Below are 21,970 nucleotides of genomic sequence, written 5' to 3'. Positions count from 1 at the left end.
GTAAACATCGGAAGCCGTCCTGCGGCAGAACTTTCATTCTATTTTCCCCAAAAAGCAAACAACGCCGCCCTGATGAAGGACGGCGCCTGAATATGCTCGGTACTGCGTTGTATACGTAATTTTTCAAAAGAGATTCTACAGGCTCTTAACGCCCTCAAGCTTCGCTTCGTTGGAGCGTGACTCTGCTTCTGTAAGCTCCACTGCAGCAGCCTCTGCTTCTTCTTCTGTAAGCTCTTTTTGCGGCGCAAGAATCGTTGCAACGACCTGCTCAGGCTCCGCTAGTAATTCCACGCCGCTCGGCAGCAACAAATCGCTTACGAGTATGCTTCCGCCAATCTCCAGCGACGATATGTCGACAGAAATAGAATCAGGAATACTGCCCGGCAAGCATTGCACCTCAAGCTCATGCAAAATCAACTGCAAGATACCGCCCTCGCGTACACCTTGAGAATCGCCTTCTGCATGAATACGAACGTTCGCCCGCACGTTCTCGTTCATATTAATTTGATGGAAATCAACGTGCAGCACTTGTCTGCTCAAAGAATCGCGTTGCACCTCTGCGATCATAACGGAGGTTTTTCCATGGGATGGAATATTAATTTCAAGCACCGCATTCGGCTGAGAACGCAGCAAAGTCTGCAATTCCTTACTATCCACCATGACCTGTGCTGCATCATTCAACTGTTTACCATAAATAACGCCCGGTATTTTCCCTTGGAGCCGCAATTGGCGCAACTCACCTTTCGTCGTGCCAGTTCGTTGATCCGCGTTCATAGCTATCGCCATATTGATTACCTCCTAAAGTTTTTGTGAAGCAAAAACTTGCTTCGTAAGCATACGCTTAGTTTTGTGAAGCAAAACTTGCTTCGTAAGCATATGCTTAGTTTTTGTGAAGCAAAAACTCGCTTCTGTTTTGATTTCCCTATAACTTACCCACTACAGCCAAAAATTAAACTTTAAACGACATTTGCATAAAAAAAGATGCAGCAACGAATTCATCCTCTGAATTCGTCACTGCATCCTCTATATCAACCATTTGATATTATGATTGTTTCTTTTCTTTTTTTGCTTTTGCACGTCCACGGATTTTATCCGCATAACCTGATTTATTCACTTGGCGCTCGCGTGCGATCGCAAGATCACCAGCTGGTACATCATGCGTAACCGTAGAGCCGGCAACAACATATGCGCCATCACCAATTTTCAATGGTGCAATCAAATTGACATTGCTGCCGATGAAGGCATTATCGCCGATTTCCGTTACAAATTTATTGTAACCGTCATAATTGACCGTTATGGCGCCGCAGCCGATATTGACGTCTTTGCCAACCTTAGCGTCACCAACGTAGCTTAGATGCGATACTTTGCTGCCATCATCAAGCGATGCGTTTTTGAGCTCCACAAAGTCACCAACTTTGCAGCCAACGCCAAGCTTCGAGCCTGGACGCAAATTAGCGTAAGGCCCCACAGCGCTTGTATCGCCAATTACCGATTCAGAAACAACTGAATATTTAATCGCGACGCCGTTGCCGATCGTACTGTCCGCAATATCAGCTTGAGGACCGATAATGCAATCTTCTCCGATAATTGTTGACCCGCGAAGCACTGTACCTGGATATATGACGGTGTCAGATCCGATCTGAACACCCGCTTCGATATAAGTTGAAGACGCATCGATCAAAGTGACGCCGCCAAGCAGATGATTGCGGTTAATTCGATCACGCATAAAACGCTCTGCCTCAGCAAGCGCCACGCGGTCATTCACGCCTATGGCTTCTGACACATCTGTCGTGCAGTAGCCTTGGACAGATTCGCCCGCTTCACGGAATATTCCGATAACATCCGTTAAATAATACTCGCCTTGTGCGTTATTACTCGTTACCTTAGCAAGCGCAGCGAACAGCTTCTCATTGTCGAAGCAATATGTGCCTGTATTAATTTCTTTAACTGCTGCTTCTTCAGCTGAGCAGTCCTTTTGTTCAACAATCCGCTGTACAGTGCCATCTTCGCCACGAATAACGCGGCCATACCCTGTAGGATCGTCAAAAGCGGCTGTCAGCACCGTTGCAGCCGCTCCGCTCGAATGATGCAGCTCAAGCATGGCTTCAATTGTCGATGCTTGCACAAGCGGAGTATCGCCGCAAATCACAATCGTCGTACCTTTCTCGCCGCCAAGCAGTGCTTCCGCTTGCAGCACCGCATGACCGGTACCTAGCTGCTGCTCCTGCAAGACGTATTCAGCGCCATCGCCCAAATACGATTTAACCTTTTCAGCTCCGTGACCTACAATAACGACCGACCGCTCCGCAGCCGCTTCCTTCACAACATCAAGCACATGGCCTACCATCGGCTTGCCGCACACCGGATGCAGCACCTTATATAACTTCGATTTCATACGCTTGCCCTGTCCTGCAGCAAGCACAATCGCCATAACTTTCAAATGAAAGACCCCCTAGACCTGCAATAAATGATTATTTTAGTATAGCTTTATAAGTGTGAAAAAAGTGCTATCTTCATCAGCAAACGCTGAAAGCTGCAATGATTCAAGTCGTACATCCTATTCCATTATACGAATATGTTGCTCGATTTCCAAGTGTATGGAATCGCTGCCTGTCATTCTACACTACAACCTATTCGTTTCATAGTAAAAAGATAAGTCGCACGTAATCATATGCTTAGCAATCACCTCTCGCAAAAAAAAGAGAAGAGAGCCATGGCTCTCTTCTCCAATCAACCCCAAAAACATAAAATGCAGTGCCTTAAGCTCCTTCTTCAATCGCAACTTCTTCTGCTGCGCGCTCGTATTCAGCGAGAACAGCAGCCTGGATTTTCTCCCGGGTGGTTGAAGAGATCGGATGAGCGATATCCCGAAATTCTCCATCCGGAGTACGTTTGCTTGGCATTGCAACGAACATACCATTGTTTCCATCGATGACACGAATATCGTGAACAACGAATTCATTATCAATAGTAATGGATGCGATTGCCTTCATACGCCCTTCGGAATTTACACGGCGGAGTCTGACATCAGTAATTTGCACTTGTGTTCACCACCTTTGTCTATCAGAGACTTGGTGTATACTTCCACGTTTTTGTGCCAATTCCTTCTACATTTTTGGTAAATTCATACTCAATTTAAAATATTTTTTTTATTTTGAATCTTTTTCGTTTTCATTCGACAATTGTCGATGCAATGACCTCTATTTCGACAAGAACATCCTTTGGCAGCCTTGCGACCTCCACGGCCGAACGAGCCGGTTTATGCTCTCCGAAGTAAGAGGAGTAAATGCCATTTACCGTTGCAAATTGATTCATATCTTTCATAAATACGGTCGCTTTTACGACATCTTGAAAGCTGGCACCTGCAGCAGCAAGCACGGCCTCCAAATTTCTAAACACCTGATGCGTTTGTTCCTCAATGCCGCCATCAACAAGCTGCCCAGCCGCATCGAGCGGAATTTGTCCTGAAGTGAACAATAATCCTCCGAGCTTAATCGCTTGCGAATAAGGTCCGATTGCTGCAGGAGCTTTGTCCGTTGCAATCACTTGCATTTGTTGCTTTGTTGTCATGATGGTCCCAGCCTTCCTAACAAGATGTAATAAGCTCTCATTTACACGTATCTATTCTTTAAAATAGTTGCCTGGAATTACCGTCGTTTGTTTTGTCTTCATATCAACAGCCGTCAGTTTAGCTAGAGAGACATAGTCCTCAAGAAGCCGTTCCTCGAGTTCTACCTCGCCTGACTCAACAAATACGCCAACGCCTGCGACGATAGCTTTAAATTCAAACAGCAAATCCATCATGCCTTGGATCGTTCCGCCTGCCTTCATAAAGTCATCGATAATAAGAACGCGGGATTGCTCCTTAAGCGCTCTACGTGCGAGTGACATCGTCTGAATCCGCTTGGTTGATCCTGATACATAGTTGATACTCACTGCAGAGCCTTCCGTTACCTTATTGTCACGCCGTACAATAACAACCGGAATATTCAAGCACGCAGCTGTTGCGTAAGCTAGAGGTATTCCTTTTGTCTCAACGGTCATAATGACATCGATCTTCCGGTCTGCGAACGCAGTTGCAAACATTCTGCCGACATCCGCGAGAAGCTCTGGTTGGCCTAACATATCCGTTATATACAAATAACCGCCGGGAAGGACCCTTTCAGGCTGCTCTAACTGGCGGCATATGCTTGTCATAATGGTAAGAGCCGTCGTTTCTTGCATCTTAGGCGTATATCTTACTCCGCCTGCTGCTCCTGCAAGTGTATGAAGCTCGCCGATACCTTCTTCCTCAAACACTTCTTTTATGATCGCCAGGTCCTCACTAATTGAAGACTTTGCCGATTGATATCGATCAGCAAATGCTGTCAGTGAAATTAACGTGTGGGGTCGACTTAACAGGTATTGGGTCATCTCTACCAACCGCGAGCTCCGTTTCAACTTTTTCAAACACATCTCCCCCCACCTAAATCCGAATATTATAATGTAAATATAACATTTTTATACGGATTTAATCAAGGAGAACGTCAGCCTTATGTGAGCATTCTTACCACATATACTTCTTTGCAGAAACCGCGGAGCCCATTATAAATACGAGGAAGCTTGGCTTCCTTCGACACAAGGCCGAATACAGTAGGTCCGCTGCCAGACATAAGCACACCGTCGGCACCAAGCCGAATCATACTTTCCTTCAGCTGCATAACCTCAGGATGCACATCCAGCGTAACTTTTTCGAGTACGTTGCCAAGTCCTTCACATATATCGGCAAAAGAGCCGCGCTCAAGTGCACCAACCATATTTGAAATGGATGGATGCTCTTTAAGCTCATTTGCGCGGAATCTGCCATATACGTCAGCCGTCGACACATTGATTGGCGGCTTGGCAAGTACAACCCAGCATTGCGGAGGGTTGGCGATATGTTCAAGCTTCTCGCCACGTCCCCTTGCGATGGCAGTGCCGCCCGTTACACAGAACGGAACGTCAGAGCCAAGCTCTGCGCCTAGCTTGCACAGCTCGTCCTCAGGGATCTCCAGTTTCCACAAACGGTTTAGCCCTCGCAGGGCAGCAGCAGCATCACTGCTTCCGCCAGCGAGTCCCGCAGCGACTGGTATTTTTTTGTCCAAATGAATATATACGCCTTGCTTAACATCATAACGGTCTTTAATAAGCCTAGCTGCCTGAAACGCTAAGTTTTTCTCATCTAACGGTATGTATCCAACTTGGCTTGAAATAATGATCGTATCTCTAGGTAGCTCTTCCATTTCAAGGCGGTCTGCAAGGTCAACCATCGTCATAATCATTTCGACTTCATGGTAGCCGTCATCACGCTTGCGGAGTACATCGAGCAATAAATTAATTTTGGCAGGAGCTTTTTCATAAATTTTCATCTGATAAGTTCACCCGTTCGTTCGTAAGCTTAAGCATCATTATATCAAACCAACGCAATAAAAGCTAAGAGATGACAATCGAATGTTTTTCGACAGTCATCCGCTTAGCTTTTTCACGAATAAATAGGAGCCATCACTTAGGGTTGATTTGTTTTGGCAGCAGCCTGCTCAGCGATTTGTATTGCGCGTTTCACCATATTTCCGGCGTCCTTCGCGCGTATGCTTCCCCAGCCCTCTTGCTGCACTGTATCATAAAAACCAAGATCTTTAGCAAGCTCATATTTCAATTCCTCAGACATTACTCCGCGTCTTCTGCGACCCATTTCATTACCTCCATATTCGAATTTACATCATTCTAATCAAAATATACGGCTGTCACTATTGCACAGGTAGTATGCTTCAAATGACTAGCGACCATACGGAGATGGAAAGGGCCGCCTTCTTTTCGCAAAGGCAAATGTGAATGAACGCAAAAAAAAAGCGCAGATGCTATTCTGCGCTAACATGCCTCACTAGGCGATATATATTCTATTGTTGCAAATGGGCGATACGGACTTGACCTTCATCATTGCATACGGTCACTTCCACCGACTCAGTCAGTATGTCCGCATAGCTGTAAGAGACACGCTTAAAGGCATGCTGCTCTTCATCCAGCTTTACAATGAAAACAGAAGGGTAGGTTTCTTCCAACGTACCGGTTCGTTCGATGGTCTTTCGTCGTCCACCGTTCGCTCGAAGACGGATTTTGGAGCCAACATGAGCTTCCAAGCTGCGTTTAATATCCAATAGCGCATTTTTTGCCATTGTCCACTACCACCTCTTTCCTTGTCCATTATAACCAAAAGGAGGAGGGTTGTCAAACAAAGCAAAATATTATATCAGTCGGTATATTTACTTGTCAACGGTGATTTCACCCATTTTTTAAAAAACCATACATAACGAAGCAAAAAATATACATATTAAGAAGTTGATTCAATTTAAACGTAACATTTGATACAAAATTGTGGCGAAAAGGACATGTTTGATTAGACTATTTTCAGCCTGAAAATAGTCTCTATTCATCCCTTCAGAGCATATCGCTATCTGTTACTGCTTTAATACAGAGTTCGGTGACGTAATTTTTGGCTTTGGCAGACCTACACGGAAGCTGCCCATTGTCTCAATACCGCCCACGCCGTCAATTCCGCTTATCGTACCATGAATGACATCTGCTAAGTTAATCGTGTCTTTTATGGATGTATAGCTTGCTTTAATCGCTATATAAACAGGATCGAGCGCATGAATCAATATTCGTCCTGGCGAGCTTGCGAAGTTCGAGCCCACTTGCAGCAAAGCTTCAAAATGGGATTGGCAAGCACCTGCAATAACGATCAACCCGTCACGGCTTCTCTCATATTCTCTAGCGACACGTACGGCATTAACGAAATGTTGTGAGTTTTTATAGCTGCTTAAACTGTACAGATCCATGGGCAAACGGCTTTTCAGTACGCCATCATGACCTGTTATTACGACAATATCCGGTTGAATTTGGGGCAGCAGACGGTAAAGCACATCAGCCATCTGAGACTCATGCACATGGAGACCGTGGGAAGGAACTTGCATCGTATTGTACAGCTGCATGCTCTTCTTCAAATAATTACTATCACCATCAAGGTGAAGTACCTTTCCTGGCACTTCAAAGAATGGTTGAGTCTGCTGCAGCGCATGCCGAATATGCTCCTCATTCTCAACCGCTTGACGTTCCCGTTCAGAATGCATACGTCTTAATGAATCATTCACTTTAATTCGAACTTCTTGCACCGCACTTGTCGTTTCTGGATCGCGTATGACCGACAAATCAGGAATCGGAGCATCCGCAAGCAATCGGTAATCCGTGCCTTTCAGAACGGCAGTATGTGTACGAATAGCCTCAACCTTGAACAGCACGTCACCGCCATACGATTTGCGGACGACCAGGTCCCCTTGCTTCATGGGTAAATCACCTCTTCGTCTATCCTATGGGCAGAACGTGCGAATGGTGAGTATTTTATGATGAAACGGCCTAGCTCTACCAGCCGGCCTCCAGCATGCTGCGGCTAATCCGCGCAAATTCCTCGAGCGACAACGTCTCACCGCGTCTTATAGGGTCAATATCGTTGCTTAAAAGCATTTCCGTTAATGCTTCGCGGCGCTCCTTGCCCACGAATGCAGTTAGATTATTCGCCAGGGTCTTCCGTCGCTGTGCAAAGCTGGCTTGCACCACTTTAAAGAAATGATCCTCATCGGGTACATCAACAGCAGGCTTGTCGCGCAAAGACAGCTTAATAACGGCTGAATCTACATTTGGCTGCGGTATAAACACCGTATGAGGCACCATGCAGACAACCTTAGGCACGCAGTAATATTGAACGGCTACACTAAGGCTGCCATATTCCTTGCCGCCTGGCTTCGCTGCCATCCGCTCCGCGACTTCCTTCTGAATCATGACGACGATATGCTCAAGCGGCAGCTTCTCTTCAAGCAGCTTCATAAGAATTGGCGTTGTCACATAATAAGGCAAGTTGGCAACAACACTTACGCCTGTTACGTCCGCAAACTGCTCTTCGAACAGCTTCTTCAAATCGAGCTTAAGCACATCGCCATGAATGACGGTTGTATGCTCCTCGCCCTCCAGCACATCCTTCAAAATCGGAATGAGCCTATTGTCGATTTCGACAGCCGTCACCTTACCAGCCGCTTTGGCAAGCCGCTGTGTGAGCGCGCCAATACCGGGGCCGATTTCAAGCGCGCCCTTCGTTTCATCAAGCTCAGCTGCCGCTACGATGTTATTCAGTATATTTTGATCGATCAGAAAGTTTTGCCCCAAACTCTTTTTGAAGGAAAAACCGTATTTCGCAATGATTTCTTTAGTGCGTTTGGGCGTAGCCACCTCTATCGCGGATGGCTTTACCGTTTCCTTGCTGAGCTCACTATGCTCTTGACTCATTCAGCTATCCCTCCAGTTCCTTTTCCATTTGACGGAAAGCTTCCGTAAACTCTGCTTTGGAAATTCGAAAGCTTGTACAGCGCTTATAGAACTGCTTGCCATTCGCATAACCAATTCCGAGCAGCTTTCCTATAACCAAGCGACGATTAGACGCATCAGGATGTACAATCAGACCTGCATCCATTAAGTCTTCCCAGCTAATTTCTCCCGCTTCATCTGCCGACTCTGTACGAAGCTCTGATAGCGCCGCTCGAATGGCTTCGGGGCTCGCATTTTCGATGCCGATGTCCCCTTTATACAAAGCCTTCTCCTGCGGCAAAAAAGCATGCTTGCATCCTGGCGCATGACGCGCAACAATTTTGCGAATGCGTTCTCCTGCATGATCAGGGTCAGTGAATATAATAACGCCGCGACGCTCATTGGCCAGCGCAATCCTCTTCAATACATCCTCACCGATAGCGGAACCATTCGTCTCTATGGTATCTGCATCTACCGCCCTTTTTATTGCAACGGTATCATCTTTGCCTTCAACGACAATGATCTCTTTGATCACCAAGATCATCCCCTTCTACATAAACTGTATTAGACCCTTAGACATGCAAAAAGAAGAGGCAGTGCCTCTCCTTATGATGGCATATTTAATTGATTATTGCGATAAGATGATGGTAACCGCTCAATTAGCTTGCAGTTGGTTTATTCGGCCCCAGCACATATACGGTGATGCCTTTTTTCCTGCCGAATTTGTTCGCGATCTTTGTACTATCAAAGTATACGTCGATTTTGTTGCCTTTAACCGCACTTCCTTTATCCTCAGCGCGGCGGAAGCCGATTCCTTCAATATAAACCCACCAACCGATGGGAATTACCTTCGGATCAACAGCTATCGTCCGACCTTCTTGCACACGAGTACCTGATGATGTAATCCCGTATTGCGGATGGCTTTCATCTTTGCCTGTTGAAGAGATGTCTGCTGAATAAGCAGTCAACGTGACATTTTTAAGTACTTTTCTCGCCTTAAACGTTACACCGCTCTTCGTAAGCGAAGTAAAGCTCGGGCTCTTGTTCGAGAGCACAGATACTTTAGGCTCTTCCTTCTTCGTTCCGATAGCGACAACCTGATTAACCGCAGCGGTTTCAACCACTTTGCTGACCATCTTCTTCGATATAAGAATTCCGTCCTCGTACTGCTTCTCGATACTCTCTACGATCAGACCTTCCTTGCCGGGTTGAACAAGCTTCTGCTTGCCCGCTTCCAGCGTTGGATCGTTCTTCTTCACAATAGAGAATGGCATTGCACGTTCTGTCTCAGCTACCTTCTTATCTACACGAACGACGGTTACAGTCAATTCGTTGTCCAAAACGGTATGAAGCGGAGGTATTACTTTATCTTGACCACGAACTGGAATATGTAATTCCTCGATCGCTGCCTGCACTGTTCTCTCTGTCGTATATACAGTAGAGGTCTTGCCATCAGCCTTCACAATTACCGGTATCGCATGAGTCACCTCTATACGATCTCCGTCCTTTATTGCCGCATTAAGCGGTATGGACACCTCATCATGTGGTCCAATTGCGATAGCTTGTTCATCCAGTAGGCGTTGCAGGACCCATTGCTTCGTTTCCACAATGGTTTCTTGTCCGTTCACTACTACGGAGACGCTTTTGACAGCCGTTCCGTACAACAACACCAAAAACATGAAAGTCATAGCGATTGAGATAGTAGCACTCAAAAGAATCAAACGCAAGTTTTCACGCTTCCATCGCAATGCGAAAGACATGCTGGATGATCGTTTCCCATGGGTGTCCTTAACCTGGAGTATTCCCACTTCATCGGTCCTCCTTCATAGCCCCGCCGCCAAGTGTTACGCATGATACAACTGACGCGACTATAGTATATTGGCGTGCGAGCACGCAATCCAGTACTGCTATCGATCCTCCCACCCCCATCTTTTATCCCTATGTCGACAAATTCCCGATTATTCGAAAATAAAAAGAAGCCGCCGACAGAGGATCTGTTTCGTGGCTTCCCGGTTAAATGATTCACTGGGATACAGAAAAATGGATGCACGAGGTTGATCACTCTCTATAACGCTTGCGAGGTTAGCTGACGGATTCGGACAAGAGAGTCGCCCTATTCGTTACACAATGCTCATGGCAATGGCTTCGAAATTCACCCCTGAAGAATTCAAAATACGGTATCGAAAAACCGTACATGGTTCCCCCGCTCTCCGAATGGAGATTAAGCGTAAACTGGAAATCCAATACAAAATTTTATTGCTCTGAGATGAATCATACCTTCATACGAGGTCAATTGTAAAGATACGATAAAAGACGATTTAAGCGAAAAAGCAGGATAAAGCAGGAAAAAATAAGCGATTATCGCTATAAAAATTAGTTTTTACGCGATAAAGGTCTCTATTTCTCATTATTTCTCTCGTTTTTAGACAATACCAAAACATCTTCGACCGTTTTCAGTCGTAATTACACCTATTTCTTCTACCGTTTTGCCCAATAATTCGGCTGCTGTCTCTGCAACTAAAGAGACGTAAGAGGACTCATTTCGCTTCCCTCTGAACGGGTGAGGAGTTAAATATGGAGCATCGGTTTCGATCAAAATTCGGTCGATCGGAACCTGCTTAAGCACCTCTTTTGGCACCCTTGCATTTTTGAAAGTAACGGGTCCACCAAATGATATATAGAAGTTCATATCAAGACATTGTTTAGCCGTTTCCCAGCTGCCGGAGAAGCAATGCATGACACCGCCAACCTCTGCTGCATTCTCTTCCTGAAGAATACGAATAATGTCCTCATGAGCATCCCGATTATGAATGACAATTGGCTTGCCCACCTTACGAGCAAGACGAATTTGCTCACGAAAAACCCTTTGTTGTACCTCTTTTGGAGAAGTATCCCAGTGATAATCGAGTCCAATCTCACCAATGGCAACAACCTTCTCATGCGCGCATAGACGTTCAATCCATTCCAAATCCTCTGGAAGCATATCTATACTGTCAACCGGATGCCAACCAACCGCAGCGTATATAAAATCATATTTTTCGGCAAGCGCCATCGTTGTAGGGATCGTTTCACGGTTAAAACCAATATTGACAAGCATATGCACGCCTGCATCCTTCGCACGCTGGATGACCTCGTCGCGATCCTCATCAAATTTTTCCGAATCTAAATGGGTATGTGTATCAAAAAGTAATGTCATGTTGATGTTATGCTCCTTCATTCGAGTTTGAAAAGCTTACGAAGTGAATCCGGCAATCGATGAATATTTTGTTTGAGCGGCTCTTCTGGATAATAAAGATGATATTGTCCTTGATGCAGGCCAGTAATAGAACGAACAATGTCGGATTTAGAGGATATTTCGCTTATATCTTCCAAACCATCTAACAACAAAATCGGCGCTTTTTCTTTCTTTTCTCCTTCTTTTTTATCTGGTCGATATACGTCATATGGCAGGTCAAATGGAAAATCGATTTCCATATGATAATCCGGATTCATTCCTATAGAAGAGAAACATTCGCTAATCTCATTTAGCAGCTCTTCATCTGGGTTTTCAAGCGTAATGTACTTATATAAATGTCTGTTCAGAAATCGTTCACATAGATCGCTTAAAATAGAATCATGCTCCTCCGCCCACTCTGCGAAAGCGGTCTGAACGAGCGCTTCATCCAGTTTCAGATAATCGTGCACCGTCATCGTGTTTTGAAGCAAGCATTTCAGCTGCTTCGGCATCCACTGAAAGGAGTAACCACCCACGTAAAGCTCCTGTGCTCTACGAAATATTTGACGTAGAATAATTTCCGAGCTTCTAGTCACCGGATGGAAGTAAATTTGCCAATACATCTGATAACGAGACATCAAATAATGTTCGACTGCGTGCATACCGCTCTCTTTAACTACAATTTGCCCTTTATAAGGACGCAATACGCGCAAAATGCGCTCTAAATCAAATGTTCCATAGTTAACACCTGTAAAATACGCGTCTCGGAGCAAATAATCCATCCGATCAGCATCCATTTGGCTTGAAATCAAACTAACAACAATCGGCTTTGGATATTTTTTTTGTATGACTGCAGCGACCTGAGCAGGAAACTGCTCCGATACAGCACTTAGCACGCGATTGATTTCTGTATCTCCCAAAATGATGTTACATGTCCACTCTTCGTGATCCGTGTCGAATACTTCTTCCAAGGAGTGCGAGAACGGACCATGACCAACATCATGCAATAAAGCAGCACAAAGCGAGACTAGCTTTTCTTCTACTGGCCAGTCAGGATAGCTGTTTCGCTCAAACTGAGAAATAATTTTTCGAGTAATTTCATATACGCCAAGTGAATGTGAAAACCGGCTGTGCTCTGCTCCATGGAAGGTCAAATAGGAGGTTCCTAGCTGTCGTATCCGGCGCAGTCTTTGAAACTCTTTTGTATTGATCAAATCCCAAATCGTTTGGTCTTGTACATATATATAATGATGAACAGGATCCTTAAAAACTTTCTCTTCGGTCAGCTGTTTTTTCATCGTCTCTCATCTCCTTTGTTCATATTTTCGACACAAAAAATGATTTTCATGTCGAATAGTGTCGGAAATTAGTTTCCAAATTGTCGAAGCTGTTGTATTCTATTACAGAGTAATATGACCGTACTAACTAGTCAAATACTTGTGAATTCAGCTATCCGGGGAATATTCCTGGTTGACTATTATGGTAATCGTTGGTATTATAGTAATCATAAAAGCAAAAACTATGTCGAACGATGACGAAACGTATTTTGAGAGGGGCAATAATAGATTATGATGAAATCTACTGGTATTGTTCGTAAGGTTGATGAGCTAGGACGCGTCGTTATACCGATCGAATTGCGCCGTACACTTGGAATAGGCGAGAAAGATGCACTTGAAATCTACGTAGATGGCGAGCGCATCATGCTTAAGAAATATGAGCCTGCATGTATCTTCTGCGGCAACGCAGAAAACGTATCTTATTTCAAAGGAAAAATTGTTTGTCATGTTTGTTTGTCAGAAATGCCAACACCTGTGACAAAATAAAAAAAATAAGTTATACTGTACTTATTAACTTGTTAATTCTAACCTTTTTTATACTCCTTGATACCTTCCTGCGCTTGAACCCGGCCAGGAAGGTCTTTTTTTGTCTACTATTTCACATACATGATAATCATCTATCTATTTACTTCATTATATACATCGCGTTTAGGCAATCCTCGATCAAGCGCAACCTTCTTAATGGCTTCCTTACGATCAAATTGTTCCTCATAATGAGCAACATGGGCAGCAAGATCAAGCTCAGACCACCAAATATCTGCCGCTGGCAGCTCACTTGCCCCTTCACCCTCTGATCCTTCCACCACAACACAAAATTCTCCAAGCGGCGGATGCTCCGCAAACCATGCTATACATTCTGAAATTCGGCCGCGGACCGCTTCTTCATGACGTTTTGTCAGTTCTCTGATACATGCTATTTGGCGATCGCCGAGACATTCCTGAAGTGCATCAAGTGTTTTGTTTATACGATGGGGTGACTCGTAGAAAAGCAGGGTCCCTTTCTGTGCTTGCATATCGAGCAGCCATTTCATTAATGACTTTCGCTCGCGCGGCGGAAATCCAGCAAACAAAAATCGGTCCGTAGGCAGACCCGATATAATAAGTGCAGACAATGCTGCATTCGCTCCTGGAATAGGAATAACGGAAATACCATTTTCAATGGCGTCCTTCACCAGATCCGCACCTGGATCAGAAACAGCCGGTAGACCCGCATCACTAACTAGTGCGATGGATTGCCCATCTAAAAGCAATCTGATCAGCTCAGGGCCGCTGGCTTGTTTATTGTGCTCATGATAGCTGACAATACGAGTTCCAATCTCGAAATGTGTAAGCAGCTTCCGTGTTTGCCTCGTATCTTCAGCAGCGATAAGCTGTACTTCCTTCAAAGTACGAATCGCACGGAATGTCATATCTTCTAAATTTCCAATTGGTGTCGCGACCAAATAAAGGCTTCCAACATTTTCTTTGGAAGCATCGGCAAAGCTTTTTTGTATATTCAAACGATCTGCACCCCATTCTCATATACCATTATTGGCGGAAGAAGCTTGATGTCAGGCTTCCCATCACGCATTGCTTCTATTAATACCATGTTTGCTTCTGCATTTGCATGAGGATGGACAAATTGAATCCGCTTAGGCTCAAGTCTCCATTTACGCATCGTTTCCACAATATCGAGCAGACGCGAAGGGCGATGAACCATCGAGACCTTGCCGCCAGGGCGCACCAACCTTGAGCATGCTTCTGCGACATCATCCAGCGTACAATGAATCTCATGCCTTGCGATCGCATAATGTTCGTTTTCGTTTTGTTCACCTGCTGTTATTGGCATGTAAGGTGGATTTACAGTTATCGCATCATATACCCCGTTACCCGCAATCTTAGGATACAATTTCAAATCCTGCTCAATAACGTTTATTTGCTCCGTCAGCTTATTCAGCATGACGCTTCTTCTAGCCATATCCGCCAATCTCGGTTGAATCTCAACCGCATCAATTTGCGCATTTGTTCTCGTTGTAAGAAGCATCGGTATAACACCATTACCCGTACATAAATCAGCAATTCGCCCGTGCTTTGGCACACTTGCAAACCGTGACAATAATACGGCATCAAGTGAAAAGCTGAATACTTCCCGGCTTTGTATAATTTTCAAACCATTTTCTGTCATGAGATCATCGAGACGTTCGTTTTCTGCTAAGGTTATATGTTCCGACACGATTTGGGCCGCTCCTTGATTGTTTATTTAATAAAAATACCGCCCCTTGCGGCAAGGGCGGCATGTCGTACGGATTCCACTATTTATTAAGAAAGGATAGACAGAATAAACAGTCGCCTTCCGTCCGCAAATGCCCGTAATAAACGTTGCATATGTGGAATCCTTCGTGATACAACCGAGTTAAGTTGTCATGGCCTTCACCAATAGCTGCTCCCGCTTCCGCGAATGCATGGTCAGTGATGACCTGTTCCTCTTTGCTTACTCCCGGTTTAATTCCTTTGGCTGGAGCTGCAACAACTTCATGCTCTAGCTCAGCCTCTCTCTTAAACAACTGACGCAGCTGGTTGTTCTCCTCACTTAGACGCTTATTATCCTCGAGCAGCTCTTTTACCTTCTGCTTCAAGTCCGTAAGCTCCTTATGGAACACACCTACTTGGTTATCCAGCTCGTCCATTTTCGCAAAAATATTGTTCTTCTCCAAGTTCCCACCCCAGAGCTTCAAGCGTGAGTGTAACCTCACCCGTGAGAATCGCACTCTGCCGCTTATTTGATGACGACATCATCCATCGACAGTTCTTTCGGTTTACCTGGTGTATCAAATAATTGCACATACACACTTTTGGTGGATGTATTAATACCAGTTACCTTACCTTCACCATATGAGGTGACTACGAATTTTCCAATTGCCGGAAGTTCTTCTCGAATGCTTTCGTAATTGTCATGCTCATATTTCAGACAGCACATGAGACGACCGCATAATCCAGAAATTTTTGTCGGATTAAGCGATAAGTTCTGATCCTTGGCCATCTTGATCGATACGGGCTCAAAATCACCCAGCCAAGAGGAGCAGCAAAGCACTCGTCCACATGGACCAATACCACCGAGCATCTTTGCTTCGTCCCGAACTCCGATTTGTCTGAGTTCAATCCGAGTTCGAAATACGCTGGCTAAATCCTTTACTAGCTCGCGAAAGTCAACTCTGCCTTCTGCCGTAAAATAAAAAATAATTTTGTTACGGTCAAACGTAAACTCAACGTCAACTAACTTCATGCGAAGCTGATGACCTTTAATTTTTTCAAGACAAGTAGAAAACGCATTTTTGGCTGCGGCGCGATTTTCTTCAACAACTTTTGCATCCACATCGCTTGCAATACGTATCACTTTCTTAAGAGGAAGAACAACATCCGATTCACCGACTTGCTTCTGTCCCACCACCACTTTACCGTATTCGATTCCGCGTGCTGTTTCAACAATAACATGTTGTTCCTTATCCACGGGATGCTCAACCGGATCAAAGTAATAGATCTTGCCCGCTTTCTTGAAGCGGACGCCGATGACATTATACAAGAATTAGCCCTCCTGTAAGTTTACCAATAGTTGCTCAAATGCGAGCTGAGGCGTAACATTCGCTCGCATACGCTTACTCGCTTCTAACGTATGCTCGATGCAGGACACCCAACCTGCGAACGAACGATTAAATGCATGTTTACTTATCCAATCCAACTGATCTATAAAAACGATGTTGTCCTGCCTGCCGGCCTGGAACTGTATCAAATCTTTAAACCATATAACTAATAACGACAACAGCAGTTGCGTATGCTCTACCAAATCTGTTTTGAATAGCTGTTGTCCAGCAGTGATCATCGCCGCGGTGAATCGGGTCAAACTCTCCTTGCCTAATTGTATCACTAGGGTTCTGATTTCTGCAAACTGATTCTGCTGGAGAAATTGTCTTGCACCGTCTAAACCTGATGTTAATTGAACAACGGTTCGGGCCAAAATAGACGGAGCACCCTCAGCAATAAGAGTTTGCAGCATAATCTCAGGCGACATAGGCAGGAAAGGCACCCACTGCGTACGGGAACGGATAGTAGGAAGAACAGCTTGTCCATTATCCGTAATTAGAATTGCAACAACGGGCGACAACGGTTCTTCCAAAAATTTCAGTAAACTATTCGCAGCCTGCAGCGTCATTTTGTCAGCTTGCTCTATCATATACACTTTGCGCTTCGTCCCGCTATTGCGATAAGAAAAGTCCCGCTGCAGCTCGCGAATTTGATCAATTTTTATAGACTGGCCATCTGGCGCTATCGTCGTTAAGTCTGTCTGATTGCCATGTTCAAATTTTCTGCACTCCAAGCATTCCCCGCAAGCAGCGGCAATACCTGCCGTACAGAACAATGCCTTAGAAAATTCGCGAGCCATCGCCATTCTTCCCGTACCTGAAGGACCATTAAATAAATAGGCATGAGAAATTTTACCGCTCTGCAAAGCGTGGGTCAAAATCCGCTGCGCTTTCCATTGCCCCGGAATATTTTCGAAGCTCATCGCCGTTCCTTACCTTTCCCTGCTCTCTTATCATCAAAACAATAAATTAATAAGAAGACCTCGTATCTCACCGATTCTGTTAAGCAAGTCAATTCTTCCTTGCTCACTGTCGAGTAAATCCTCAGCCATGGAGACGAGTGTCGCATCGATCTCATCCAGCAGTTTATATCGTTTAATTCGCCCTCTGCGATCGAAGCCTTTGACTTCCTTCAGCACAACGCCGCGCCGGATGGTGTCCTCCAAAAATTGCTTGATCATTTGACGATAAATTTTCAATTCACGGACAGTCATCACTCTAGCAAGTCGATCACCTTGTCTATGAATGTCCTGCAGCTTCAGTTGAAGCTGCTCTTGTGTACGATCAGCATCCTGCTGAACCATTACATCGGCAAAGCTTCTTGGCTGTATCTGTTTGTTTGTGGCTTCGTTGTTTGTACGGTTTTGTCCCAATGGTCGAAAGCCTTGATCAATTTTCACCCTATATCACGCCCATTCAGAAATGCTCAAATCGTTCGACAGGCATTACGAATACAGCTGCTCCACCAACCTGTACTTCAACAGGGAAAGGAATATAGGAATCTGTTGATCCGCCCATCGGTGATACAGGAGTAACCAATTGGTCTCTTACTTTGCAATTTGCATTAATGACTTGAAGAACCTCATGTACTCTCTCGTCCTCAATACCAATCATAAAGGTAGTATTGCCTGCTCTTAGAAATCCACCCGTACTTGCCAGCTTCGTTGCTCTAAACCCTTCACGAACAAGTGCATTTGACAGTCTGTTGCTATCCTTATCTTGAATAACCGCGATTACTAATTTCATCTTCATTCCCCCTTGACTACTATTAGAATAGGTTATTAATAACTTGCAATTTTAACCATTAAACCATTCGTTGAATCTCAAGCCCCATAACGACAAATCTCTTGATGCATAGAAATACGTCTATACTTTAAAGTTTGACATCGGTTGCAAAAAATCCTGCAAAACGCTCATCAATTGCTGATAAAACGTCAGCAAACACCAAATCTGCACTATTTTCGGCATTTACAAGCACGATTCGTTCCGGGTTCTGCTGCAGCAGCTTCATATAGCCTTCTCGCACCTTCTCATGGAAAGACTGCTTCTCTAGGTCTAAACGATTGATTTCCCTCTCTGATGCTTGTGCGATACGTCCGAGACCTACTTCCGGAGACACATCCATGTAAATCGTCAGATCAGGCATCACTTCTTTAATCGCGAATTGATTGATGGCCCAGACCTCATCCATCCCAAGCCCACGCGCATAACCTTGATAAGCCAAGCTGCTATCTACGAAGCGGTCACAAATAACAAACTCGCCTTTCTCTAGTGCTGGAACGACCTTTTCCACCAAATGCTGTCTTCTTGCAGCTGCATAAAGCAGTGCTTCTGTTCTTGCATCCATTGCAGTATTCTCGCGATCCAATATAACGGCACGAATCTGTTCTGCAATGGGAATGCCTCCTGGTTCTCGCGTCGTCGTGATCGACTTTCCCCTTTGAAGCATTATATTCGTCAACTGTTCAATCAGTGTCGATTTGCCGGCTCCTTCGCCGCCTTCTATGGTAATGAATACACCTTTTTTCAAACTAAGGCTTCTCCTAACGTTATGTTAACTATACTTTCTTCTATATTAACAAAGCGGTACTCCTAGTACAATCAACATTTACTTCAAGTTCATAATCGTTCTGCTATTTCCGCTTATTCAGGGTAAACAGCTATGGTATTCATCATTCCATCAGCAGCGCCTTGAAACTTTGCACCCATCTCGGCAAGTTGTTGTATATGCTCAATTAACTCTGCCGTGATTCTCTCTCCTGGATACAAAATAGCGATGCCAGGCGGATAAGGTATAACCATCTCTGCTGATATATGATGTACAGCATCTTTCAGCTGTATTCGCTCACTTGATTTGTTCTTAAACCTAGATCTTGCAAACGAAACAGGCTCTGAGATCGAACGGCTCTCATGACAGGGAACTATTGAAGCTGCTGGCAGCGCACACCCCTCTTTATCATCAGACATCAGCCCATCAGAGTTTTTATTAGTCGAATCATTGGATTCAAGTGCCTCAACAGCCTCCTGCAGCCTCTTTATGTCCTCTAATGATGTCTGAATACCTACAACAAGTACAATATACTTAGGATCCGCCATCTCAGCAAAACAGCCATGCTGCTCCAGGTGCTTCAGCAGCTCATAACCCGTTCGCTTACCGCTAGAATCGTATAACACTAGTCGCAGCGGATCTGAACGCAAGCCTGATTCGCTATTTTCTTCGATTTTCATCTCCCGTATAACGGATGAGCGACGATGCAGCCATTGACGGAAAAACGCCGCTGATTCAAGACTTTGTTTAAAAAGATCAGCGCCTAAAGCATCAATCATTGCTCGGGAAATATCTATTGAAGCCAAAATCGGAAACGACGGGCTTGAGCTTTGAATCATCGCAAGCGACTGACGCAGCAATTCCCTTGATATTCTGTTGCCTTGAATGTGAAGAAGAGCCCCCATTGTAAGTGTTGGTAAAGTTTTATGCGCTGACTGTACAACGCCGTCTGCTCCCTCTGACATTGCCGACTGTGGAAAAGCTGGCTCCAAGCCATAATGCGCGCCATGTGCTTCATCTAAGAAAATCGGCTTATTATACCTATGGACAGTCTCAACATATGATTTAAGCTTCACACTAATACCGTAATAATTCGGGTTAGTCAAAAAGACAGCTTTTGCATCAGGATATTGAATAAGCGCTTCTTCCACTTGCTGGACAGAAGGAATCGTTGCTAATCCCGATAACGTTTCAATCTGAGGCGAGAGGAACACTGCTTTGGCCCCAGCAAGCTTCAAACCATTTATAATGGATTTATGTACATTCCGCTGAACGATAACAATATCATCTGGATCACATGCGGCGAGCAGCAGCGCCATATTCCCAGAGGTGCTTCCTCCAACCAAAAAATAAGTCTCCTCTGAACCAAATGTTTTTGCAGCCAATTGCTGTGCTTCTTTAATAGAAGCTTCCGGATGATGCAAATCGTCGGTTGATGAGATTTCAGTTAAATCAAGCTGCATTATTTTATAAAAATAATCGACTACATCATCATTTAATTGATCATTCCATGATGGTTGCTTAAGTGCTTGTCCCCCATGATGGCCGGGTACGTGAAATCCGATTGGCTTAATACGGGTATGATTCACAATCGCTTCAAATAACGGAGCAATAAAGGGCTTCATTGTTTATGTACAATCCTCTCCAGTAAACATTCATTCCTATTTCTATTATATATAATATTCAATAAACACTACAAAAAAAGAGCAGCTTCTGTAATCAGAAACCGCTCATGCATTTTTACCCAAAAATATTTGCTTCATTTGGTTAATGAAAAAAGGGTATTTGGCATCTTTAACATCTGTTTTTATCATTTCCGCTTCACAGGTATCACATATAAAACCGGTCACTATCCGAATACCCTGACCTTCAGCCTTTTCTTCGTTACAAATAATACACTGATACTCGCGATTATCGTCCATAACAATCCCCGCTTTCTGATCGTCCCTTATTAACTATTATTATGACACATAGTCTATCTATTTATACTTGTTTCATAGCGCATTTCAAATATTTATATATCGTATGCCCCGTATGGGCTAATGGTTACAGCATATGTAAAAATGTTTCATAAAGCTATGGACAGAATGCTTGTAAATACCGATATAGTTAACGAGAGTCACAGTATCTCTGAGAAGGAAAGGAAAAGTAAATATGCGTCAAAAATTATCCGAACAACAAAATGCTACAATTTATCAATATCAGCTTGTAAAACGAAAAATCATTCGCCCTGAACTTATTCAGAGCCATTTGCTTATTGCAGCCGTATTATTGGCTTTCCAAATGCTTATGTATGAAATGGATGGTCTGTTTTCATGGCTTTTCGGCTTTGCAGTCGTGCAAATCATCCATATCGCGATTATACTGCTTACTTTTATCCGAGTGGACGAAGCAGCTGACAGGCAATGGGTGTGGCGTATTACACCCCCATGGATTGGATTTAAACCGGCTAATGATATAAAGCTGTTCCTATTTCGCCGAGTTCATCGTCATATGTTCTGGATCGGCCTTTGTGCCATTGCGCTTCTATATCCATGGATCAAAGAATCATTGATGATTAGCATTGTAAGTTGGCACCTATGGCTGCTGATCCCGCGTATGCTTCTGTCCTTCTCTTTCCGTAAGGAGCAGAAGGACGGCGTACTTAGGCTTCAGTCTAGAGAAGCATCTTATTATCGCAGATAACAAAGAGGCCTTAGAAGCTCATACAGAGCGTTCTAAGGCCTGAATTTTTAATCAAAATTAGACACGGAAGAAACAAAAAACCTATCGCATCACATGCGATAGGTCTCTCGTGCTTGGCGACGTCCTACTCTCCCAAGACCCTGCGGTCTAAGTACCATCGGCGCTGAAGGGCTTAACGGTCGTGTTCGGTATGGGAACG

Annotated in this window: 26 protein-coding genes, 1 rRNA gene and 1 riboswitch; of the genes, 2 read left to right on the top strand and 25 right to left on the bottom strand. The window is 44.4% G+C overall.

The window, feature by feature from the left end:
- Nucleotides 1-135: 135 nt before the first annotated feature.
- From BK120_RS30530 to BK120_RS30465, 14 genes are all read right to left on the bottom strand, one after another.
- Nucleotides 136-786: a 50S ribosomal protein L25/general stress protein Ctc gene (locus tag BK120_RS30530; protein WP_076271277.1), complete on the bottom strand. Its 651-nt coding sequence runs from the start codon at nucleotides 784-786 to the stop codon at nucleotides 136-138.
- Between the two features lie 256 nt (nucleotides 787-1,042).
- Complete coding sequence (glmU, locus tag BK120_RS30525; protein WP_076271276.1) at nucleotides 1,043-2,440, bottom strand: bifunctional UDP-N-acetylglucosamine diphosphorylase/glucosamine-1-phosphate N-acetyltransferase GlmU; 1,398 nt, start codon at nucleotides 2,438-2,440, stop codon at nucleotides 1,043-1,045.
- Nucleotides 2,441-2,759: 319 nt separating this feature from the next.
- A complete protein-coding gene (gene spoVG, locus BK120_RS30520) occupies nucleotides 2,760-3,041 on the bottom strand; it encodes a septation regulator SpoVG (protein ID WP_028609566.1) in 282 nt (93 codons plus the stop codon).
- A 130-nt stretch (nucleotides 3,042-3,171) separates the two neighbouring features.
- The gene (locus tag BK120_RS30515) at nucleotides 3,172-3,570 is read right to left on the bottom strand and encodes a RidA family protein (protein ID WP_305953918.1); all 399 of its coding nucleotides are present in this window, start codon (nucleotides 3,568-3,570) and stop codon (nucleotides 3,172-3,174) included.
- A 51-nt stretch (nucleotides 3,571-3,621) separates the two neighbouring features.
- Nucleotides 3,622-4,449, bottom strand: coding sequence for a pur operon repressor (purR, locus tag BK120_RS30510; RefSeq protein ID WP_076271323.1), 828 nt, complete (start codon nucleotides 4,447-4,449; stop codon nucleotides 3,622-3,624).
- 83 nt (nucleotides 4,450-4,532) lie between these two features.
- Nucleotides 4,533-5,387: a 4-(cytidine 5'-diphospho)-2-C-methyl-D-erythritol kinase gene (ispE, locus tag BK120_RS30505; RefSeq protein ID WP_076271275.1), complete on the bottom strand. Its 855-nt coding sequence runs from the start codon at nucleotides 5,385-5,387 to the stop codon at nucleotides 4,533-4,535.
- A gap of 137 nt (nucleotides 5,388-5,524) precedes the next feature.
- A complete protein-coding gene (locus tag BK120_RS30500; protein WP_054025797.1) occupies nucleotides 5,525-5,710 on the bottom strand; it encodes a small, acid-soluble spore protein, alpha/beta type in 186 nt (61 codons plus the stop codon).
- A gap of 205 nt (nucleotides 5,711-5,915) precedes the next feature.
- Complete coding sequence (gene veg, locus BK120_RS30495) at nucleotides 5,916-6,191, bottom strand: biofilm formation stimulator Veg (protein WP_053373389.1); 276 nt, start codon at nucleotides 6,189-6,191, stop codon at nucleotides 5,916-5,918.
- Between the two features lie 282 nt (nucleotides 6,192-6,473).
- A complete protein-coding gene (gene yabG, locus BK120_RS30490; protein ID WP_076271274.1) occupies nucleotides 6,474-7,358 on the bottom strand; it encodes a sporulation peptidase YabG in 885 nt (294 codons plus the stop codon).
- A gap of 76 nt (nucleotides 7,359-7,434) precedes the next feature.
- Nucleotides 7,435-8,352: a 16S rRNA (adenine(1518)-N(6)/adenine(1519)-N(6))-dimethyltransferase RsmA gene (gene rsmA / locus BK120_RS30485; protein WP_076271273.1), complete on the bottom strand. Its 918-nt coding sequence runs from the start codon at nucleotides 8,350-8,352 to the stop codon at nucleotides 7,435-7,437.
- A gap of 4 nt (nucleotides 8,353-8,356) precedes the next feature.
- On the bottom strand, nucleotides 8,357-8,905 hold the full coding sequence (rnmV, locus tag BK120_RS30480) for a ribonuclease M5 (protein ID WP_076271272.1): 549 nt from the start codon (nucleotides 8,903-8,905) through the stop codon (nucleotides 8,357-8,359).
- 124 nt (nucleotides 8,906-9,029) lie between these two features.
- Nucleotides 9,030-10,178: a resuscitation-promoting factor gene (locus BK120_RS30475; protein ID WP_076271271.1), complete on the bottom strand. Its 1,149-nt coding sequence runs from the start codon at nucleotides 10,176-10,178 to the stop codon at nucleotides 9,030-9,032.
- Between the two features lie 248 nt (nucleotides 10,179-10,426).
- Nucleotides 10,427-10,608, bottom strand: a riboswitch (cyclic di-AMP (ydaO/yuaA leader).
- A 184-nt stretch (nucleotides 10,609-10,792) separates the two neighbouring features.
- The gene (locus BK120_RS30470; protein WP_076271270.1) at nucleotides 10,793-11,566 is read right to left on the bottom strand and encodes a TatD family hydrolase; all 774 of its coding nucleotides are present in this window, start codon (nucleotides 11,564-11,566) and stop codon (nucleotides 10,793-10,795) included.
- A gap of 17 nt (nucleotides 11,567-11,583) precedes the next feature.
- Entirely contained in the window at nucleotides 11,584-12,882 is a 1,299-nt protein-coding gene (locus BK120_RS30465) for an HD domain-containing protein (RefSeq protein WP_076271269.1), read from the bottom strand.
- A 270-nt stretch (nucleotides 12,883-13,152) separates the two neighbouring features.
- On the opposite strand from BK120_RS30465, the gene BK120_RS30460 reads away from it, so the two are divergent.
- Nucleotides 13,153-13,407 carry an AbrB/MazE/SpoVT family DNA-binding domain-containing protein gene (locus BK120_RS30460; RefSeq protein WP_054025791.1) on the top strand — a complete coding sequence of 85 codons (255 nt, stop codon included), beginning with the start codon at nucleotides 13,153-13,155 and terminating at the stop codon, nucleotides 13,405-13,407.
- Nucleotides 13,408-13,538: 131 nt separating this feature from the next.
- Here BK120_RS30460 and rsmI read toward each other — a convergent pair whose 3' ends face one another.
- The 10 genes from rsmI to BK120_RS30410 form a co-directional block, all read right to left on the bottom strand.
- A complete protein-coding gene (gene rsmI / locus BK120_RS30455; protein ID WP_076271268.1) occupies nucleotides 13,539-14,420 on the bottom strand; it encodes a 16S rRNA (cytidine(1402)-2'-O)-methyltransferase in 882 nt (293 codons plus the stop codon).
- Nucleotides 14,417-15,085, bottom strand: a complete 669-nt coding sequence (locus tag BK120_RS30450) for a tRNA1(Val) (adenine(37)-N6)-methyltransferase (protein WP_076271322.1) — start codon at nucleotides 15,083-15,085, stop codon at nucleotides 14,417-14,419. Before BK120_RS30450 ends, rsmI begins: the two co-directional genes overlap by 4 nt.
- A 127-nt stretch (nucleotides 15,086-15,212) precedes the next feature.
- A complete protein-coding gene (locus tag BK120_RS30445; RefSeq protein WP_076271267.1) occupies nucleotides 15,213-15,614 on the bottom strand; it encodes an initiation-control protein YabA in 402 nt (133 codons plus the stop codon).
- Between the two features lie 62 nt (nucleotides 15,615-15,676).
- Nucleotides 15,677-16,480 carry a PSP1 domain-containing protein gene (locus tag BK120_RS30440; RefSeq protein ID WP_053373398.1) on the bottom strand — a complete coding sequence of 268 codons (804 nt, stop codon included), beginning with the start codon at nucleotides 16,478-16,480 and terminating at the stop codon, nucleotides 15,677-15,679.
- Nucleotides 16,481-16,483: 3 nt separating this feature from the next.
- The gene (gene holB, locus BK120_RS30435; RefSeq protein WP_076271266.1) at nucleotides 16,484-17,461 is read right to left on the bottom strand and encodes a DNA polymerase III subunit delta'; all 978 of its coding nucleotides are present in this window, start codon (nucleotides 17,459-17,461) and stop codon (nucleotides 16,484-16,486) included.
- 33 nt (nucleotides 17,462-17,494) lie between these two features.
- A complete protein-coding gene (locus BK120_RS30430) occupies nucleotides 17,495-17,938 on the bottom strand; it encodes a YaaR family protein (protein WP_076271265.1) in 444 nt (147 codons plus the stop codon).
- Between the two features lie 16 nt (nucleotides 17,939-17,954).
- Nucleotides 17,955-18,284 carry a cyclic-di-AMP receptor gene (locus BK120_RS30425; RefSeq protein WP_054025787.1) on the bottom strand — a complete coding sequence of 110 codons (330 nt, stop codon included), beginning with the start codon at nucleotides 18,282-18,284 and terminating at the stop codon, nucleotides 17,955-17,957.
- Between the two features lie 127 nt (nucleotides 18,285-18,411).
- Entirely contained in the window at nucleotides 18,412-19,068 is a 657-nt protein-coding gene (gene tmk / locus BK120_RS30420; protein WP_076271264.1) for a dTMP kinase, read from the bottom strand.
- 113 nt (nucleotides 19,069-19,181) lie between these two features.
- Nucleotides 19,182-20,711, bottom strand: a complete 1,530-nt coding sequence (locus BK120_RS30415; protein WP_076271263.1) for an aminotransferase class I/II-fold pyridoxal phosphate-dependent enzyme — start codon at nucleotides 20,709-20,711, stop codon at nucleotides 19,182-19,184.
- Between the two features lie 105 nt (nucleotides 20,712-20,816).
- Nucleotides 20,817-21,008 (bottom strand): sigma factor G inhibitor Gin, encoded by a 192-nt coding sequence (locus BK120_RS30410; protein ID WP_076271262.1) that lies wholly within the window; start codon nucleotides 21,006-21,008, stop codon nucleotides 20,817-20,819.
- 232 nt (nucleotides 21,009-21,240) lie between these two features.
- On the opposite strand from BK120_RS30410, the gene BK120_RS30405 reads away from it, so the two are divergent.
- Nucleotides 21,241-21,771, top strand: coding sequence for a hypothetical protein (locus tag BK120_RS30405; RefSeq protein WP_076271261.1), 531 nt, complete (start codon nucleotides 21,241-21,243; stop codon nucleotides 21,769-21,771).
- Between the two features lie 111 nt (nucleotides 21,772-21,882).
- Here the strand turns inward: BK120_RS30405 and rrf are convergent.
- Nucleotides 21,883-21,970, bottom strand: a 5S ribosomal RNA gene (rrf, locus tag BK120_RS30400); the annotation flags it as partial.

It is taken from the genome of Paenibacillus sp. FSL A5-0031, assembly GCF_001956295.1.
In the GTDB taxonomy this organism is placed as follows: Bacteria; Bacillota; Bacilli; order Paenibacillales; family Paenibacillaceae; genus Pristimantibacillus.
This window is presented reverse-complemented; position numbering and strand designations above follow the sequence as displayed.

Coding starts and splice junctions, on each gene's coding strand:
- BK120_RS30530 (WP_076271277.1), bottom strand. CDS start 786: ATGGCGATAGCTATGAACGCGGATCAACGAACTGGCACGACGAAAGGT.
- BK120_RS30515 (WP_305953918.1), bottom strand. CDS start 3,570: ATGACAACAAAGCAACAAATGCAAGTGATTGCAACGGACAAAGCTCCT.
- ispE (WP_076271275.1), bottom strand. CDS start 5,387: ATGAAAATTTATGAAAAAGCTCCTGCCAAAATTAATTTATTGCTCGAT.
- BK120_RS30500 (WP_054025797.1), bottom strand. CDS start 5,710: ATGGGTCGCAGAAGACGCGGAGTAATGTCTGAGGAATTGAAATATGAG.
- veg (WP_053373389.1), bottom strand. CDS start 6,191: ATGGCAAAAAATGCGCTATTGGATATTAAACGCAGCTTGGAAGCTCAT.
- yabG (WP_076271274.1), bottom strand. CDS start 7,358: ATGAAGCAAGGGGACCTGGTCGTCCGCAAATCGTATGGCGGTGACGTG.
- rsmA (WP_076271273.1), bottom strand. CDS start 8,352: ATGAGTCAAGAGCATAGTGAGCTCAGCAAGGAAACGGTAAAGCCATCC.
- BK120_RS30470 (WP_076271270.1), bottom strand. CDS start 11,566: ATGACATTACTTTTTGATACACATACCCATTTAGATTCGGAAAAATTT.
- BK120_RS30465 (WP_076271269.1), bottom strand. CDS start 12,882: ATGAAAAAACAGCTGACCGAAGAGAAAGTTTTTAAGGATCCTGTTCAT.
- BK120_RS30460 (WP_054025791.1), top strand. CDS start 13,153: ATGATGAAATCTACTGGTATTGTTCGTAAGGTTGATGAGCTAGGACGC.
- BK120_RS30450 (WP_076271322.1), bottom strand. CDS start 15,085: ATGACAGAAAATGGTTTGAAAATTATACAAAGCCGGGAAGTATTCAGC.
- holB (WP_076271266.1), bottom strand. CDS start 17,461: ATGAGCTTCGAAAATATTCCGGGGCAATGGAAAGCGCAGCGGATTTTG.
- BK120_RS30425 (WP_054025787.1), bottom strand. CDS start 18,284: ATGAAATTAGTAATCGCGGTTATTCAAGATAAGGATAGCAACAGACTG.
- BK120_RS30415 (WP_076271263.1), bottom strand. CDS start 20,711: ATGAAGCCCTTTATTGCTCCGTTATTTGAAGCGATTGTGAATCATACC.
- BK120_RS30410 (WP_076271262.1), bottom strand. CDS start 21,008: ATGGACGATAATCGCGAGTATCAGTGTATTATTTGTAACGAAGAAAAG.
- BK120_RS30405 (WP_076271261.1), top strand. CDS start 21,241: ATGCGTCAAAAATTATCCGAACAACAAAATGCTACAATTTATCAATAT.